Source organism: Vibrio sp. 10N.247.310.23 (genome assembly GCF_041467155.1).
In the GTDB taxonomy this organism is placed as follows: Bacteria; Pseudomonadota; Gammaproteobacteria; order Enterobacterales; family Vibrionaceae; genus Vibrio; species Vibrio crassostreae_C.
This window is the reverse complement of sequence record NZ_JBFSTZ010000039.1, coordinates 20,738-36,485: the sequence shown is the minus strand read 5'-3', so window position 1 is coordinate 36,485 and position 15,748 is coordinate 20,738. Positions and strand designations below refer to the sequence as shown.

Here is a 15,748-nt window from a genome sequence, read left to right as displayed (position 1 = left end):
ATTTCACAATAATTCATCAATCTTAATTAGATCACATTTTTACTTTAATTGGTATTACCTACCTTGAATAGAATATTGTCTTAGAAATGTAAGTGCTTACTTATCTCAGTCTCTTTTATAAGCAATTAACAACACAATCCACACTTCTTTATGAGAATTATTCTCAATATTTTGTTACATTTTGGTCGTTATTACTAAAAGGCAACAAATATGGGTATCTCCCGTCGTAAGTTTATTCAATCATCTCTCGCTATATCTGCACTCACTGTACTGCCCGCTTGCTCAATGAAACGGTCGGTTGATGAACAAGGAAAGTATGTTTATGACTTAACGGCAGAACCTTCAACCGCTGAACTCGTGACGGGGTTTGAGACTGATATTCTAGGCTTTAATGGTCAGATTCCAGCACCAACGATTCGATGTCGACAAGGTGAAAAGGTAACGATCCGTTTTACCAACAAGCTATCAGAACCGACAACTATTCATTGGCATGGTTTAAGGATTCCTATCGAAATGGATGGGGTTCCCTTCTTGAGCCAACCACCGATCATGCCAGGTGAAACATTCATTTATGAATTTACGCCACCAGATGCTGGCACGTTTTGGTATCACCCACATATGAACAGCGTTAAGCAGCTTGGTATGGGCTTGGTTGGTCTAATTATCGTTGAGGAGAGCATTCCAGTGCCGTTTGATGAAGAGCACGCACTGATGCTTAAACATTGGCATATAGATAAGAAAGGCCAATGGAAAGATCTAATGATCCCACGACTCAGTGCTCGTATGGGTACGCCAGGAGAGTGGAGTAGCGTTAATGGAATACATGAGCCTGTCTATGAGTTAAAACAACATGCAACAACCAGGCTACGTATCGCTAATGTCGACAATACGATCACTTACCCTATAGCTGTCGAAGGGGCTGAGGCATGGGTGATTGCCATTGATGGTAACCCTGTAAAAACACCTTATAAGCTGACGCAACATAAAATTGGTCCAGGGATGCGAGTGGATATTGGACTGATAGCACCCAAAGCCGGTGGGCGAGTTAGCGTCCTTCAAATGAAAGGACGCTTTCCTTTCTCTTTGTGTGAGTTCGAGGTTGTAGATTCAACCCTTGTTGAGAATCGCTCTCTGCCTTCTTTACCCCTTAATCCTGTGCCCAATTTAGATTTGGCTAATGCAGAAGAAATCGACTTTTTATTTGAATGGGAAGGGGCGGTTTCTCCAGTATCTAAAGATGGAAAATCTATGCCTAAGTTTTGGCTAACTAATAAACGAGCATGGGAGGGGATGAGCAAAGATAATATCCCTGAACCGTTGGCGACTTTAGAGCTGGAAAAAACCTATATATTCGATCTTAAGAACGTCACTCAATATCATCACCTGATTCACATTCACGGCCATACATTCACTGTATTGGAACTTGATGGGAAGAAAGTTGAAGAACCTTTCCATACTGATACAGTGTTACTTGGAAAAAATGGCCGAGCTAAAGCTGCATTTGTAGCCGACAACCCTGGCCGCTGGATGTATCATTGTCATGTTATAGAACACATGAAAACGGGTTTGATGGGATATATTGAAGTTAAGTGACACCTGTAACGTTTAATATTTGCGCATGCATTCTTAGTTTCTACCCTCGCTTTTATCGGCGTTAAAGCTAGAATATAGGGATTATTGTTTGGGAGGATTCATGGGTCAGTTATCTATTCTAGGTTTTATCGCCATCGGTGGCGCGTTTGGTGCTTGTTCACGTTACTTGATTTCAGAGTTATGCGTTGTGATGTTAGGGCGTGGTTTTCCTTACGGTACGCTGACTGTTAACGTAATTGGCTCTTTGATTATGGGATTGCTCATCGCCGCGTTTGAAAATGAGATGGTTGCGACGGAGCCGTGGAGACAAATTATCGGTCTTGGTTTCCTTGGAGCCCTGACGACATTTTCTACGTTTTCGATGGATAACGTGCTTCTTATGCAGCAGGGTGCGTTCTTCAAGATGGGGCTCAATGTACTGCTCAATGTGGTTCTCAGTATTTCAGCCGCATGGTTCGGCTTCCAACTTCTGATAAAGTCTTAAAACTTTCTTACGATTTGTTAACAACTCGGCTTGGTTTATCCAAGCCGTTTTTATATACTCGATCGTACTTGTCGGAGTGCCATATGGCTGAGACCGTTAACTCGGGATCCGTTGAACCTGATCAGGCTAATACCTGCGAAGGGAACAAGAGTAGATATCTAACTAGAATCCTTCTAGAGATCTATCTCCAGATCACAACTGCATTTTCTTGCAGTGATCCCTCTTGTAGCATCTTATCCGTCAAGCATTTTTATCCCTATAAATAATGGCTAAAAGCCAAGGAAAAATGCTATGTCGAGTCGTAAACAAGCAAGACTGGAAGCGAAGAATTTCATTGATTCTTTATCTGTACAACCTTATCCAAACTCAAAAAAAGCTTACATCCAAGGGTCTCGAGCGGACATTCAAGTCCCTGTCCGAGAAATATCCCTCGCAGATAGCCTTGTTGGTGGCAGCAAAAAAGAGCCTGTATTCGAACCTAATGAGCCAATTCATGTCTACGACACCTCAGGTGTTTATACCGATCCTACGCATGAAATAGACCTTTATAGTGGCCTTCCTAAGTTGCGAGAGCAATGGATTGAAGAGCGTGGTGATACGGAATTGCTCGATGATGTAAGCTCTGTTTACACCAAAGAACGTTTAGAAGATGAAACCCTAGACGACCTTCGTTACGGAAACCTGCCTCGAATTCGTCGCGCTACTGGCGACCAATGTGTAACTCAACTGCATTATGCTCGTCAGGGAATTATCACTCCTGAGATGGAGTACATTGCGATACGTGAGAACATGGGGCGTCAGAAGTTCGCTGATGAACAGCTTAATCACCAACACCCAGGCCATAACTTTGGCGCAAACCTGCCAAAAGAAATTACCCCTGAGTTCGTGCGTAAAGAGGTCGCTGAAGGCCGAGCTATCATCCCTTCAAACATCAACCACCCAGAATCAGAACCTATGATTATTGGCCGAAACTTCTTAGTGAAAGTGAACGCAAATATCGGTAACTCTTCTGTAAGCTCTTCGATTGAAGAAGAAGTTGAGAAGCTAGTATGGTCGACTCGCTGGGGCGGCGATACCGTAATGGATCTTTCTACTGGCCGTAATATCCACGAGACTCGTGAATGGATCCTACGTAATAGCCCAGTGCCGATTGGTACGGTTCCTATGTATCAGGCGCTTGAGAAAGTGAATGGCGTAGCCGAAGACCTTAACTGGGAAGTGATGCGCGATACTTTGATTGAACAAGCGGAGCAGGGCGTTGATTACTTCACTATCCATGCTGGTTTGCTTCTTCGTTATGTTCCTATGACGGCTAAGCGTGTGACAGGTATTGTTTCTCGTGGTGGCTCTATTATCGCGAAATGGTGTCTTGCACATCACCAAGAAAGCTTCCTATACACACACTTCCGCGAGATCTGTGAGATCTGTGCGAAGTACGATGTGGCTTTGTCACTAGGTGACGGCCTACGTCCTGGCTCTATTGCAGATGCCAATGATGAGGCTCAGTTCTCGGAGTTACGTACTCTAGGTGAGTTAACTAAAGTGGCTTGGGAATACGATGTTCAGGTGATCATTGAAGGTCCTGGACATGTACCTATGCATCTTATTAAAGAGAACATGGATGAGCAGTTAGAGCACTGCCATGAAGCGCCTTTCTATACGTTAGGCCCGCTGACCACTGATATTGCACCGGGTTATGACCACATTACCTCTGGTATTGGCGCGGCGATGATTGGTTGGTACGGCTGTGCGATGCTTTGTTATGTAACACCTAAAGAGCATTTGGGCTTACCAAATAAAGAAGATGTGAAGACTGGTTTGATTACTTACAAGCTGGCAGCACATGCAGCAGACTTGGCAAAAGGGCATCCGGGCGCACAAATCCGAGATAATGCATTATCTAAAGCTCGTTTTGAATTCCGTTGGGAAGACCAATTTAATCTAGCTTTAGATCCAGAAACAGCCCGTTCTTTCCACGATGAAACCCTGCCACAAGAATCGGGCAAGGTTGCTCACTTCTGCTCTATGTGTGGACCTAAATTCTGTTCAATGAAGATCTCTCAAGAAGTTCGAGAGTACGCGAAAGACACTGAACAAGTGGCTGCTGATCAGGCTATCGAGATTAAGATGCTTGATAATCCGTTGGAAGGGATGCGTCAGAAATCACAAGAGTTCCGTGATACTGGCTCTGAACTTTATCACCCAGCAGTAGGCGCAAAAGAAGCTCAATTAGAGGAATAATGACAGTGAAGATTCTTATCCCATCTCAAAATATTGAGCTAACGGGAGAGCTGCAAAGCTGTCTATTGGTTGCTAAGCGACAAGGCTTGGCAACCGATGCAGTTGAGTTGGGTGTAAGCCCAACTCAATGCTTCTCTATCGTTGATGCTCAGCAAGCGTTATCTATTGGTTTTGCTCATGATGTTGATTCATTGGCGGAGTGTCGCTCAAGTGAGCTTGATCATATCGTTTATTACAGTCATTCAGTGGCGCTAGCTGGTGTCCGCGATGCCTTGGCACAAACTCCGAATACCATCTATATCGGTGTCTTAGATGACTCAGCTGCATTGGATATCTGGTCACAGCTAGATTCTAATCGTGCTATCAAGAGTGAAACTCCAGCTCATCAGGAGTTAGATAGTCGTGGTCACTTTGCTTGGTTACTTACTTTGTTGGCGTTGGAATTCCCATTAGAAGATGCACTGGTTTTAGCTCGCGCAGCATCTAGTGTTTCACGTGGAACATGGCCAGCAAACTATCAAAACTTTCCTATTCCCGTTCTCGAAGATGAGCGACTGGATATTAGTGTTGGTTGGGCGCACCAAGGAACATCACTGTCGTTCCCGGAATTGAGTAAGAGTAGCCTAGGACTATACCCAGTGGTTGATGATGTTGAGTGGATCGAAAGGCTGCTCAAGCTTGGAATTAACACAGTTCAACTGCGTATTAAGAACCCACAGCAAGCAGATTTAGAACAACAAATCGCGCGATCTATCGAACTCGGTAGAGAGCACAACGCTCAGGTTTTTATCAATGACTATTGGCAATTGGCACTTAAGCATGATGCTTTTGGTGTTCATTTGGGGCAAGAGGACATCGAAGAATCCAACCTATCTCAACTGAGCCAAGCTGGTATTAAGATCGGTCTATCGACTCATGGTTATTACGAGTTGCTACGCATTGTGCAAATCAACCCAAGCTATATTGCGCTGGGGCATATATTCCCAACCACCACTAAGCAGATGCCATCGAAGCCTCAAGGACTTGTGCGTTTATCTCTCTATCAGCAGCTGATTGATACTATCCCATACACAGAAGAACTCACCGGTTATCCGACAGTTGCGATTGGTGGAATTGACCAGTCGACGGCCGCACAGGTGTGGAGTTGTGGGGTATCGAGCCTTGCTGTTGTACGTGCGATTACGTTAGCCGAAGACCCAAAACAAGTGATTGAGTTCTTCGAAGCATTAATGGCTGACCGTTCTTCAGGTGCTGCTAAAGAGGTAACTCAGGAGCTAAGTCATGCTGAATGATTTCGAATTCATTCGTTATCAACGACAACTCGCACTTCCTGAAGTGGGTGAGCAAGGGCAACGCAATCTATTAGATAGCCATGTATTGGTCATCGGTTGTGGTGGCTTAGGCAATGCTGCGGCTCTCTATCTTGCGGCTTCCGGTATCGGGAAAATCGTATTAGTTGATGATGATTGTGTGGATTCGTCTAACCTTCAACGACAAGTTGCGTTCAAGGAAAGCCAGTTAGGTTCGCCTAAGGTCGAAGCTCTGAAGCAAAAACTGACTGAGCTTAATGGTCGAAACCAAGTGAGAACCATCAATAGGCGAATGACTCAGAGCCAGCTTGAGCTTGAGGTGATGCTCGCTGATTTGGTGTTGGATTGTACTGACAACTTTGAGTCACGTCAGCAGGTTAACCAAGCATGTTTTGGTAGCAAGACACCTTTGGTTTCTGGTTCTGCGATCGGATGGAAAGGTCAGTTTATTGTCTTTGATTATCAGATGCAGAAAGGGTGCTATCACTGTTTGTTCCCGTTCAGTCATCATCCACAAACGACACGTTGTAGCGATAGCGGCATCATCGGCCCAGTTGTTGGCACCATAGGCAACCTCCAAGCACTGGCAGCGATTCAACGTATTAGCACTGGCGAGTTCCAGGTTGCAACACATCAGCTCAAACTGTTTGATGGTCAGACGATGAACTGGCAAAACTTAAGTGTCACTCAAGATAGTGAATGCCCCGTTTGCTGCACATCTACAGTTAACTATTTAGAAGAAGAAACCCAATGAGCAACATAACGATCTCTATCAATGAGCAACCAGAACAGGTTGCACAATCGTCGTCTCTAGCGGATATCATCCAAGCGCTTTCACTACCCGATCTGGGTTGTGTCTTTGCTATCAATAATGCGGTTGTCCCGCGTAGTCAGTGGCAACAAAGGGTCGTCAATGAAGGCGATGCTATTTCTCTTTTCCAAGCTATTGCAGGAGGCTAACTATGTTAACTATCGCAGATAAAACATTTCAATCACGACTCTTTACTGGAACGGGCAAGTTCGCGAATAAACATTTAATGGCGAGTGCTATCGAAGCTTCCGGTTCTCAACTGGCAACCATGGCGTTGAAGAGAGTTGATATTCGCTCTGAGCAAGATGATATTTTACAGCCCATCATTGATGCTGGCGTGAACTTGTTACCAAATACCTCCGGGGCGAAGAACGCGAAGGATGCCATCTTTGCTGCGCATTTGGCTCGCGAAGCGCTAGGCACAAACTGGCTCAAACTGGAAATTCACCCTGATCCAAAGTACTTGATGCCAGACCCAATTGAGACATTAAAAGCGGCTGAGCAAATGGTTAAAGATGGCTTTGTTGTGTTGCCTTACTGTCATGCTGACCCAGTGTTGTGTAAACGATTGGAAGAGGTGGGTTGTGCTGCGGTTATGCCGCTAGGTGCGCCGATTGGGTCGAACAAAGGTATCGCTTCGGCAGACTTCTTAGAGATCATTATCGACCAAGCGAACGTCCCTGTGATTGTTGACGCTGGTATTGGTGCGCCATCTCATGCTACTCGTGCAATGGAAATGGGCGCGGATGCCGTGTTAGTTAATACTGCAATTGCGGCTTCTCAACAACCCGTTGATATGGCGATTGCTTTTAAACTGGCAGTTGAAGCTGGCCGTATGGCTTACCTTTCTGGTCTTGCTGGACAGGTGTCTCATGCGGTTGCTTCTAGTCCGCTAACTTCATTCCTAGACGAGTAGTGTCCTTATGACGTTTGTTGATCGATTTAAACAGCTCAACTGGGATGACATTGGTATGTCCATCTTCAGTAAAACGGCAGCGGATGTTGAGCGCGCTCTGAGTAAACCTAAACGCGACTTGGAAGACTTTAAGGCTCTTATCTCTCCGGCAGCAGAACCTTACTTAGAGCAGATGGCGCAACAATCGTTGGCACTCACACGCAAGCGATTCGGCAATACAATGTCGTTGTATATTCCATTGTACCTCTCAAACTTATGTGCGAATGCGTGCACGTATTGTGGTTTCTCAATGGAGAACCGCATTAAGCGTCGCACACTTACTTTAGATGAAATCGATGCTGAAAGTGCCGCTATCAAAAAGATGAAGTTTGATAGTGTATTGTTGGTGACTGGTGAACATGAAACCAAGGTCGGGATGAAGTACTTCCGTGAAGTGCTACCGAATATTAAGGCACAATTTAACTATCTTGCGATGGAAGTGCAGCCGCTTGATCAAGATGACTACGCAGAGCTTAAAACTCTCGGCTTAGATGCGGTGATGGTTTACCAAGAAACGTATAGCCCAAGTACCTACGCGGAACACCACTTGCGTGGCAATAAAATGGATTTTGAATACCGGCTCGAAACGCCCGATCGTTTGGCAAAAGCGGGTATTGATAAGATAGGTATTGGCGCTTTGATTGGCTTGGAAGATTGGCGTACCGACTGTTTCTTCGTGGCCGCTCACTTAGACTATCTTGAGCGTACTTATTGGCAAACACGTTACTCGATTTCATTCCCACGTCTTCGTCCGTGTGAGGGTGGTTTGCAGCCTAAATCGATTATGAGTGATAAACAGTTGGTTCAACTTATCTGTGCGTATCGTTTATTAAACCCTGAGGTTGAATTGTCTCTATCTACTCGTGAGTCGGCAACCTTCCGCGATAACGTGCTGCCATTAGGGATCACGAGTATGTCTGCGGCTTCTAAAACCCAGCCTGGTGGTTATGCTTCTGATGAAGAAGAACTCGAGCAATTTGAAATAAGTGATGAGCGAAGTGCTGCCGATGTTGAGTCAATGATTCGTCAACGTGGTTTTGATCCTGTGTGGAGAGACTGGCACAGTGCTTACTCTGGTTAGCGAACACGCAGATTTATGTTCCACGTGAAACATCGACGAAGTTAAATCGACAAATAAAAACGGCTACCCTAAGGTGGCCGTTTTTCATTTCATTAAGTTTGAATTATCTAAGCATTAAGCATTAAGCATTAAGCATTAAGCATTAAGCATTAAGCATTAAGCATGAGCAAGTGGAGTGGTTGATTGGCGTAACCATTCCAATGTATCACCTTCAACTAATGGGCTAACATCGTTCCATACTTTCTGGTGGTAATCATTAAGCCATGCAAGTTCAGGTCGTGTCAGTAAATCGACGTTGATGTTGCGCTTATCGATAGGGCAACGTGTTAGCGACTCAAACGTTAGTACTGAGAAGTCACCTTGAGTTGGCAGCTCAACCACCAGTTCTAGGTTTTCGATACGGATACCAAATTCATCTGCACGGTAGTAACCCGGCTCGTTTGATAACACCATGCCTTCAACAAGAGGTACATCGATTAGCTTCTTAGAGATGCTTTGCGGTCCTTCATGAACACTGAGGAAGTGACCAACACCGTGGCCAGTACCATGGTCGTAATCGAAGCCTTCTGCCCATAAGTGCTGACGCGCTAGGATATCAAGTTGGAAACCACGAGTGCCTTGTGGGAAACGAGCTCGTGCGATGCCGATATGACCTTTCAGTGCGAGAGTGAATTGCTGAATCATTTCGTCACTTGGTTGGCCAATCGCGATAGTACGAGTAATGTCCGTTGTGCCATCTAAGTACTGACCGCCTGAATCGACTAGATACAGAGTATTCATCTCTAACTGACCTGGTTCAGGTTGGTTCTCATGGTTGTAGTGACACATAGCTGCGTTACCGCCTGCAGCTGAAATCGTGTCAAAACTTAGATCCATCAGTGTTGGGTCTTGTTCACGGAATGACTGTACTGTGTCTGCTAGTACCGCTTCGTTGTGCAGATTACCTTGCGCCACTTCTGCATCAATCCAAGATAGGAATTTTGCCATCGCCACGCCATCACGGATGTGACACGCTTTCATGCCGGCAATTTCTGTTTCGTTCTTCGCGGCTTTTGGCATTAGGCATGGGTCGGCTGCTTCAATGATATGAGCACCGGCGTTTTGGAGAACAAGCGTGTACCAAGCATTGCTTGTGCCTGAATCAACAGACACATTCTTACCTTCTAAAGATTGAAGGCGGGCTTCAAGCTCAGATGGGTGAGAAACACGAATACCATTACCAACTTGCGCTTCAAAGCCTGCAGGGATACGAGCGGGGTCTAAGAAGAAATCGACACTTTCATCGGCGTGAATGATTGCATTAGATAACACAACCGGCAGACGAGATACGTCTAAACCACGAATGTTGAGTAACCAGCAGATTGAATCCAGCTCAGTAAGGATAGCGGCATCAGTGCCTTTGGCTTTTAGTAGGCTTGCAATTTCTTCACGCTTACTTTCACTTGATTGGCCAACGGCGTCGGTTGCCATGAGGCGAACATCAGATACAACAGGCTCAGGGCGATCAGACCAAAGCTCATCAATCGGGTTTGCCGCTAGTGTTGTGAGTTCTACTTTATCAGCTAGTTTAGCTTGTGCGCCTTTCAACCAAGCCGCCGTATGCATGCGTGGGTCGAATGCAACTTTACTGCCTTGTGCGAGTGAATTGATGATCCAATCTAAAGCCGGTTCTTCAATAAGATGGCGATACTCAAATAGCTCACCAGGTACTTGTTTACGAACCTGGACGGTATAGCGACCATCAACAAAAATAGCCGCGTTTTCGCGAGTGATAACAGCCGCACCTGCAGAGCCAGTGAAACCGGTTAGCCAGTGAAGTCGCTCGTTGTGAGCTGGAACGTATTCACCTAGGTACTCGTCTTCATGTGGAATGATAACAGCATCTAAGTGGTTTGCTTCAAGCCAAGCTCGAACCGCAGTAACGCGTTCCGCAGTGATATTGTGCATCTGTGTTTATCCTTATTGTTAGGGTCCTTGTTAACACTCACAGTCGATATAAATGCGAGGGGACTTATTAGGTCAATAAGCTAGCGCTTTTGTTCGTTTGCTGCAAACGCTGAACGCCATTTTTATCTGAGGTGCAGAGTTTTTTCTTTGATGATATCTCGCAACCAAGTTAAGGCTGGGTCGTTTTCTCTATCACGGTGCCAAAACAGGGTGTATGCCATTGGTGGAAATTCCATTGGCAGAGGCACAACCACTAAGTCGAGTTGCTTCGCGACAAGATGGGTGAAGTGGCTTGGTGCGGTAAATACAAAGTCGGTGTAGGTACACAGGCTTGCCGCACTGTTGAAGTCGGGCACAGAGATAGCAATATCACGTTGGTGACCAAGGTCAGCTAGTTTGTAATCGAGTAGCCAGCGATCGTTTCCATCACACCTTACTTGTACATGACGTTGTGCAAGGTAGGTTTCCAGATCCCATTGACCACTCAGAGCAGGGTGGTTACGTCTCAATACACACATCTGTGCATCTCGGTAGATCTCTTGTTCGCAAATATCATCTGGCGGCAACATGGTTAAACGCGCGTCGTTGATGTCGATGTCTTTACCCGTGAGTCCGATATCGAGTTCACCAAGCTGTAATTTCTTAAAGGTTTGCTCCGTCCAAGCGTGAGTGTTGATATTTACCTTCGGTGCTTGGCGAAAAATCGCGGGCAAGAAGTGAGGAAGAATCAACGGGTAGACACTTTCAACCGCTGCAATGTGAAAACTGTGGTCACTGTTGTTGGGAATGAATGTCTCCGGTTGGGTGAGCACATCAAGTTGATTGATCAGTGTTTCCAACCGTGGCTTAAGGAACACTGCTTTTGGTGTCGGGCGTAGGCCGTGTGCACTTCGCGTAAAAAGAGGGTCATTAAATTGTTCGCGAAGTTTGGCCAATGATTTACTCACCGCTGACTGGCTCAGGCACAATCGATGTGCAGTGCGTGTAACACTCAGCTCTTCCATTAGCACCTGCAAGCAAACTAGTAGATTGAGGTCGAGGCGCGATAGTTTCTCGATATTCATGTGAGTTTCCTTATTGGAATAATGCTAATGATTATATGCCATTTTTGTTCATATCTTTAGTTGGTTATTATGCACCTAAATTAACTCATCCGGAGAATCTTGTGCCTTCTAACGCGCTTCCAACCCCTAGTAAACTGCAGGTTGCTTTATTGGCAATGCTGGTTCTTTTTAGCCCTTTGGCTATTGATATCTACCTGCCAGCTCTGCCACAAATTTCGACAGCGTTTCACGTGGAACATGCACTAGCACAAGATACGATTACTTGGTTTTTATTTGCCATGGGTGTCGGCCAACTATTTGCCGGCCCTTTGGCGGATAAGCTAGGACGTCGAACCGTTGCATTGGGAGGTGTTAGTATCTATGCATTGAGTGCTTGCTTGGCGTGGGCAGCTCAATCGATTGATATGATGCTAATAGCTCGGCTGCTACAAGGCTTAGGAGCTTGTGCGACTTCTGTAGCTGCCTTTGCAACGGTTCGCGATCTATTTGGTCCAGAGAAGAGTGGCCGAATGATCAGCTACCTTAATGGTGCTATTTGCTTTATTCCTGCATTGGCACCGATTCTTGGCGCTTGGTTAACTCATCAATTTGGCTGGCGTTCGAACTTCAGCTTTATGGCGGGTTTTGCCGTCGTTGTCGGTACTATCTTATTCTTCCAAATGAAAGAATCGAACCCGGTGACGGAAAAGGTAGCGGTGTTCAAACTAGAGCGCTACTGGTCAGTATTAAAAACACCTTCATTCCTATTCCACGCAACTCTATGTTTGATGGCGATGGCAGTGATCCTCGCTTATGTAACCTCAGCACCGGTTGTGTTGATGGAGAACCTTGGCTTAACCATGAAAGAGTTTACTTTCTGGTTTGGTGTTAATGCGGCCATCAACATTGCAGCTGCGTTTACTGCACCTAAATTTATGGACCGTTTTGGTACCTATAAAGCACTGGTGGTTGGTATCTCGACGCTGGGCTTAGCGGGTGTGATTATGTTGGTGCTTGCTGAGCACGCTACTCCAATCGCGTTCATGCTACCGATCTTCTTATCGTCAGTTGGCTTTGCTTGGATTCTTGGTGCTGCGGCAGGTAAAGCTCTAGAACCTTTCGGTGACCGTGCGGGTACAGCTGCTGCGCTGCTTGGCTTGTTCCAAATGAGCGGTTCAGGGCTTCTTGTGGGTACCATGCAACGTCTTGATTTAACGTCGCAAGTGATGATTGCTCTGCAAATGTTCCTGATTGTTCCTGCGTTATTAGTGCTTGCGAGCAAAGCGGGTAAGTCTTGGCACACGACGTTTGCTAAGGCATAAGTTACAAGGGTGACAAAATATACAAATGGCGGTTTTCGAAACGTTAAAACATGGTATATTTGTCACTCATTGAAACGTTAGTCCCCAACGGAAAATACTGTAATGTCATTAACAACCTACGAAATGGCGCGCGTCTTAGAACAAATGGAAGATGCACCTGAAAAGGTCATGTTTGGTAAACTGCTTAAAGAGCTAGGCAACCAAAGTGAAGAGCGTATTCGCAGTGCGGCAAAACAAGTTCCAATCGATACTTTGCGAGATATCATTTACCAATTTCAGCGTGTGGTAGAGTCTCGTAAGGGTGAGCAGGTTCAGCTATTGGCAAAAGAACTTGCAGAGCAAGGCATCTCTGCTGAAGAGCTACAAGCTTTTCTAAATAAGTAAGCTTATCCCAGTTAAAAAAGAAACCACTCAATTGATTGGTTTCTTGCGTTTGGGCTGTAGCATTTAGCTTTAGCAGTTCAAAAGAGGTGAAAACTTATTTTAATTCCTGAACTGCGCTTTCAAAACTCTATCAAGTGAGAATGGTCCTGCGCCCCACACGACAACGATAAGAATCATTAACCCCCAAAGCTGATGATCGTAGAAGCCTTGATCCCACAATACAGGGTAAGACACGACAGCAATGATATTGAAAACGAACAACACCGCAGCCATAGGTCGTGTTAATAAACCGAGCGCTAAAAACATCGGTAGAATTAACTCAGCGGCAGTGCCCATGTAAGCAGCCAATTCCCAAGGTAGCAGTGGCACTTGGTATTCCAATTCAAACAAGTAAAGCGTGCTATCCCAAGTAGCTATCTTGGTGAGTCCAGAATTAAAGAATACCCACGCCACCCAAAGGCGACAAAATAGTAGAAGCACTGGAACAAAAAGTGCCTGTGATTTCTCAATCAAACTGTCGTATTGAGCCATCATGTTCGTGACTGTGTTGTTATCCATGTTATGCCTCCAATTCGGCATTGATTGAAAAACCTGAGATGACGTTTAGCGCCATAACAGTATTCAGATGTTGTAGTAATAAAGGATCGATTGCTGAGAGTGTTCGACCTGATTGCAATTCAGTGAGGAGTTGGTGGCTCTCTTCACTCAAACTATGGCTCTCAACCTGTGAATTCTCAGCTCGGATTAACACCCCAAATTCAGCTTGGTTGATGTCTAGCCCATCAAGTTGCTGCTGATAGATGGCGTGTTCAAGCGCGATAATCGTGTAACTAGAATGAATCAGTGTTATTGAATCTTTGAGATGAAAGACTAAAGCGCCTTGTTGCTCTTGTGGTACATCTGCAAGGCAAGAAAGAGGTCTCTGGTCGACATGTGCTTGTGACGAAAACCTTACCAAGCTATCTTTCTGCCATTCATACAAAGCCACTTCACCGAGATAAGGTGCAGCCTCAATAACGGCAGGAAAGGCTTGGATAGTCTGTTCAAAGTGTTCACCGTAACCACTGACATCACCAGAGGTCGATGGATAATGTAAGACATGTTGACGAGCCATCTGTTGGAAGCACTCTTCACCAACCAACATTTCAGTGAGTGGGTAGGTTGCTGCCAGAACTTCGCTCAAGCTGATCACAAAGTTATTACGGTAAATCTGGATGCGTTGTTCATCGGTAAAATGGTCGCTCACTATGTCGCAGTACTCACCATTGTTTTGATAGCGTAGGGCGTTAGCAAACTCCAATTGAACCTCTGCTAGGGAGTGGCTCATGAGGCGCGACTCCTTTGGTTGAACTTGTCGTGTTGATACAAGATATCACTGGCTTTGGTTGCTTCAGCCAATAAAACTTGTGGCTCTGGGATATCGAGATCCCACTCAATCAAGGTATGGCGCAAACCATGTTGTGCAACCCAGTCAGTGTAGAGTTTCCACACTTCGTCACAGACAGGTTTACTGTGTGTGTCTATCCAGATCTCACCTTGTTCAAGCTTCTTTTTGGTAAAACCTGCCAAGTGAATCTCTTCAACTTTGTCTGCTGGTATTCCGTTTAAGTACTCTTCACAACTAAAGCCATGATTAAAAGATGAGACGAAAATATTATTGAAATCGAGCAGTAGGCGACACTCAGTACGCTTTTGTACCTCAGCCAAAAACTCCCACTCAGGAATAGTAGAATGCTTGAAGGATAGGTAGCTCGATGGGTTCTCAATCAACATCGGGCGTTGCAAGCTGTCTTGAACCTCGATGACATTACGACAGAAGACTTCCAATGCTTCTTCTGTGTAAGGCAGCGGTAGCAAGTCATTGAAATAATGACCACTTTTCTGACTCCAACTGAGATGATCAGAAACCAAGAAGGGTTCGATATCATCAATGAGCTCTTTTAATTGCACAAGATGATGTTGATTGATGCGCTCAACAGAACCTAGCGACAACCCAACACCGTGACAACTGATGTTGTGTGCGTGACGAATTTCTCTGAGTTGTTGTCGTTGCGGTGATTGAGCTAAGAAGTAGTTCTCGCTGTGAACTTCTAACCAACTTACTAAGGCTGGATTTTGGCTAAAGAAGTCCAAGTGCGGTGTTCTAAGGCCAACCCCTGCGTAGGGGTGAAGAGTTTGAGTCACAACGATTCTCCTAACAAGAAGTGGAGGTGAGCTGAATGTCAGCTCACCATACTAAGCAGCTCAATTATGATGATTGAGTGTTACCACCTGATAATTTGCCACATAGCCCTTTAGGTACGACTACGAACGCATCGGATTGGTTGTCTTCTTTTGCTGTACCCGCACATGAGCTTGTTTTGGTTGCACAATCATTTTGGCCAGCTTTTGCCACGCCGTAGCATTTTTCTTTTGCTGCTGCTTCCGCAGGTGCTGATGTAAGAACTGCACCGCCGAACGCTAGTACACTTGTGATTGCAGCTGTAACAGCAAGATTAGAATTTTTCATAGTCATTCCCTCTAGGACTTAATAGTATTTTTATATCGCAGGTTAATAAGTTGTTAACTTGCTTACTA

Annotated in this window: 16 protein-coding genes and 1 riboswitch; of the genes, 10 read left to right on the top strand and 6 right to left on the bottom strand. The window is 45.3% G+C overall.

All coding sequences use genetic code 11. The features are described 5' to 3' along the window. The first annotated feature begins 210 nt into the window (after positions 1 to 210). From AB6D93_RS21970 to thiH, 8 genes are all read left to right on the top strand, one after another. Positions 211 to 1,593 (top strand): multicopper oxidase family protein, encoded by a 1,383-nt coding sequence (locus AB6D93_RS21970; protein WP_102333085.1) that lies wholly within the window; start codon positions 211 to 213, stop codon positions 1,591 to 1,593. Positions 1,594 to 1,693: 100 nt separating this feature from the next. Continuing rightward, positions 1,694 to 2,077, top strand: a complete 384-nt coding sequence (gene crcB / locus AB6D93_RS21965) for a fluoride efflux transporter CrcB (RefSeq protein ID WP_017062997.1) — start codon at positions 1,694 to 1,696, stop codon at positions 2,075 to 2,077. Positions 2,078 to 2,139: 62 nt separating this feature from the next. Then, positions 2,140 to 2,238, top strand: a riboswitch (TPP riboswitch). A gap of 130 nt (positions 2,239 to 2,368) precedes the next feature. Further along, complete coding sequence (thiC, locus tag AB6D93_RS21960; protein ID WP_102333086.1) at positions 2,369 to 4,318, top strand: phosphomethylpyrimidine synthase ThiC; 1,950 nt, start codon at positions 2,369 to 2,371, stop codon at positions 4,316 to 4,318. Next, positions 4,318 to 5,610, top strand: a complete 1,293-nt coding sequence (locus tag AB6D93_RS21955; protein ID WP_102333087.1) for a thiamine phosphate synthase — start codon at positions 4,318 to 4,320, stop codon at positions 5,608 to 5,610. Before thiC ends, AB6D93_RS21955 begins: the two co-directional genes overlap by 1 nt. After that, the gene (locus AB6D93_RS21950) at positions 5,600 to 6,382 is read left to right on the top strand and encodes a HesA/MoeB/ThiF family protein (RefSeq protein ID WP_017062994.1); all 783 of its coding nucleotides are present in this window, start codon (positions 5,600 to 5,602) and stop codon (positions 6,380 to 6,382) included. The genes AB6D93_RS21955 and AB6D93_RS21950 overlap by 11 nt, the downstream gene beginning before the upstream one ends. After that, positions 6,379 to 6,588: a sulfur carrier protein ThiS gene (gene thiS / locus AB6D93_RS21945; RefSeq protein WP_017061316.1), complete on the top strand. Its 210-nt coding sequence runs from the start codon at positions 6,379 to 6,381 to the stop codon at positions 6,586 to 6,588. The genes AB6D93_RS21950 and thiS overlap by 4 nt, the downstream gene beginning before the upstream one ends. 2 nt (positions 6,589 to 6,590) lie before the next feature. Next, a complete protein-coding gene (locus AB6D93_RS21940) occupies positions 6,591 to 7,355 on the top strand; it encodes a thiazole synthase (RefSeq protein ID WP_065584384.1) in 765 nt (254 codons plus the stop codon). Between the two features lie 7 nt (positions 7,356 to 7,362). Then, entirely contained in the window at positions 7,363 to 8,475 is a 1,113-nt protein-coding gene (gene thiH / locus AB6D93_RS21935; RefSeq protein WP_102333088.1) for a 2-iminoacetate synthase ThiH, read from the top strand. Between the two features lie 156 nt (positions 8,476 to 8,631). On the opposite strand, the gene AB6D93_RS21930 is transcribed toward thiH, so the two are convergent. Beyond that, positions 8,632 to 10,422 (bottom strand): aminopeptidase P family protein, encoded by a 1,791-nt coding sequence (locus tag AB6D93_RS21930; protein ID WP_102333089.1) that lies wholly within the window; start codon positions 10,420 to 10,422, stop codon positions 8,632 to 8,634. A 122-nt stretch (positions 10,423 to 10,544) separates the two neighbouring features. Then, the gene (locus tag AB6D93_RS21925) at positions 10,545 to 11,486 is read right to left on the bottom strand and encodes a LysR substrate-binding domain-containing protein (protein WP_008221529.1); all 942 of its coding nucleotides are present in this window, start codon (positions 11,484 to 11,486) and stop codon (positions 10,545 to 10,547) included. A gap of 101 nt (positions 11,487 to 11,587) precedes the next feature. Between AB6D93_RS21925 and AB6D93_RS21920 the strand changes: the two genes are divergently transcribed. Together AB6D93_RS21920 and AB6D93_RS21915 are read left to right on the top strand one after the other, a co-directional pair. Continuing rightward, positions 11,588 to 12,787: a multidrug effflux MFS transporter gene (locus AB6D93_RS21920; RefSeq protein ID WP_198599892.1), complete on the top strand. Its 1,200-nt coding sequence runs from the start codon at positions 11,588 to 11,590 to the stop codon at positions 12,785 to 12,787. Positions 12,788 to 12,889: 102 nt separating this feature from the next. Then, positions 12,890 to 13,171 carry a hypothetical protein gene (locus tag AB6D93_RS21915; protein ID WP_009848181.1) on the top strand — a complete coding sequence of 94 codons (282 nt, stop codon included), beginning with the start codon at positions 12,890 to 12,892 and terminating at the stop codon, positions 13,169 to 13,171. A 99-nt stretch (positions 13,172 to 13,270) separates the two neighbouring features. Here AB6D93_RS21915 and AB6D93_RS21910 read toward each other — a convergent pair whose 3' ends face one another. From AB6D93_RS21910 to AB6D93_RS21895, 4 genes are all read right to left on the bottom strand, one after another. Next, on the bottom strand, positions 13,271 to 13,729 hold the full coding sequence (locus AB6D93_RS21910; protein WP_017061322.1) for a DoxX family protein: 459 nt from the start codon (positions 13,727 to 13,729) through the stop codon (positions 13,271 to 13,273). Between the two features lies 1 nt (position 13,730). Continuing rightward, the gene (locus tag AB6D93_RS21905; protein ID WP_017061323.1) at positions 13,731 to 14,498 is read right to left on the bottom strand and encodes a DNA-binding domain-containing protein; all 768 of its coding nucleotides are present in this window, start codon (positions 14,496 to 14,498) and stop codon (positions 13,731 to 13,733) included. After that, positions 14,495 to 15,355: a DUF692 domain-containing protein gene (locus tag AB6D93_RS21900; protein WP_065584380.1), complete on the bottom strand. Its 861-nt coding sequence runs from the start codon at positions 15,353 to 15,355 to the stop codon at positions 14,495 to 14,497. The genes AB6D93_RS21905 and AB6D93_RS21900 overlap by 4 nt, the downstream gene beginning before the upstream one ends. Before the next feature lie 64 nt (positions 15,356 to 15,419). After that, positions 15,420 to 15,680 (bottom strand): DUF2282 domain-containing protein, encoded by a 261-nt coding sequence (locus tag AB6D93_RS21895; RefSeq protein ID WP_004736650.1) that lies wholly within the window; start codon positions 15,678 to 15,680, stop codon positions 15,420 to 15,422. Between the last annotated feature and the right edge of the window lie 68 nt (positions 15,681 to 15,748).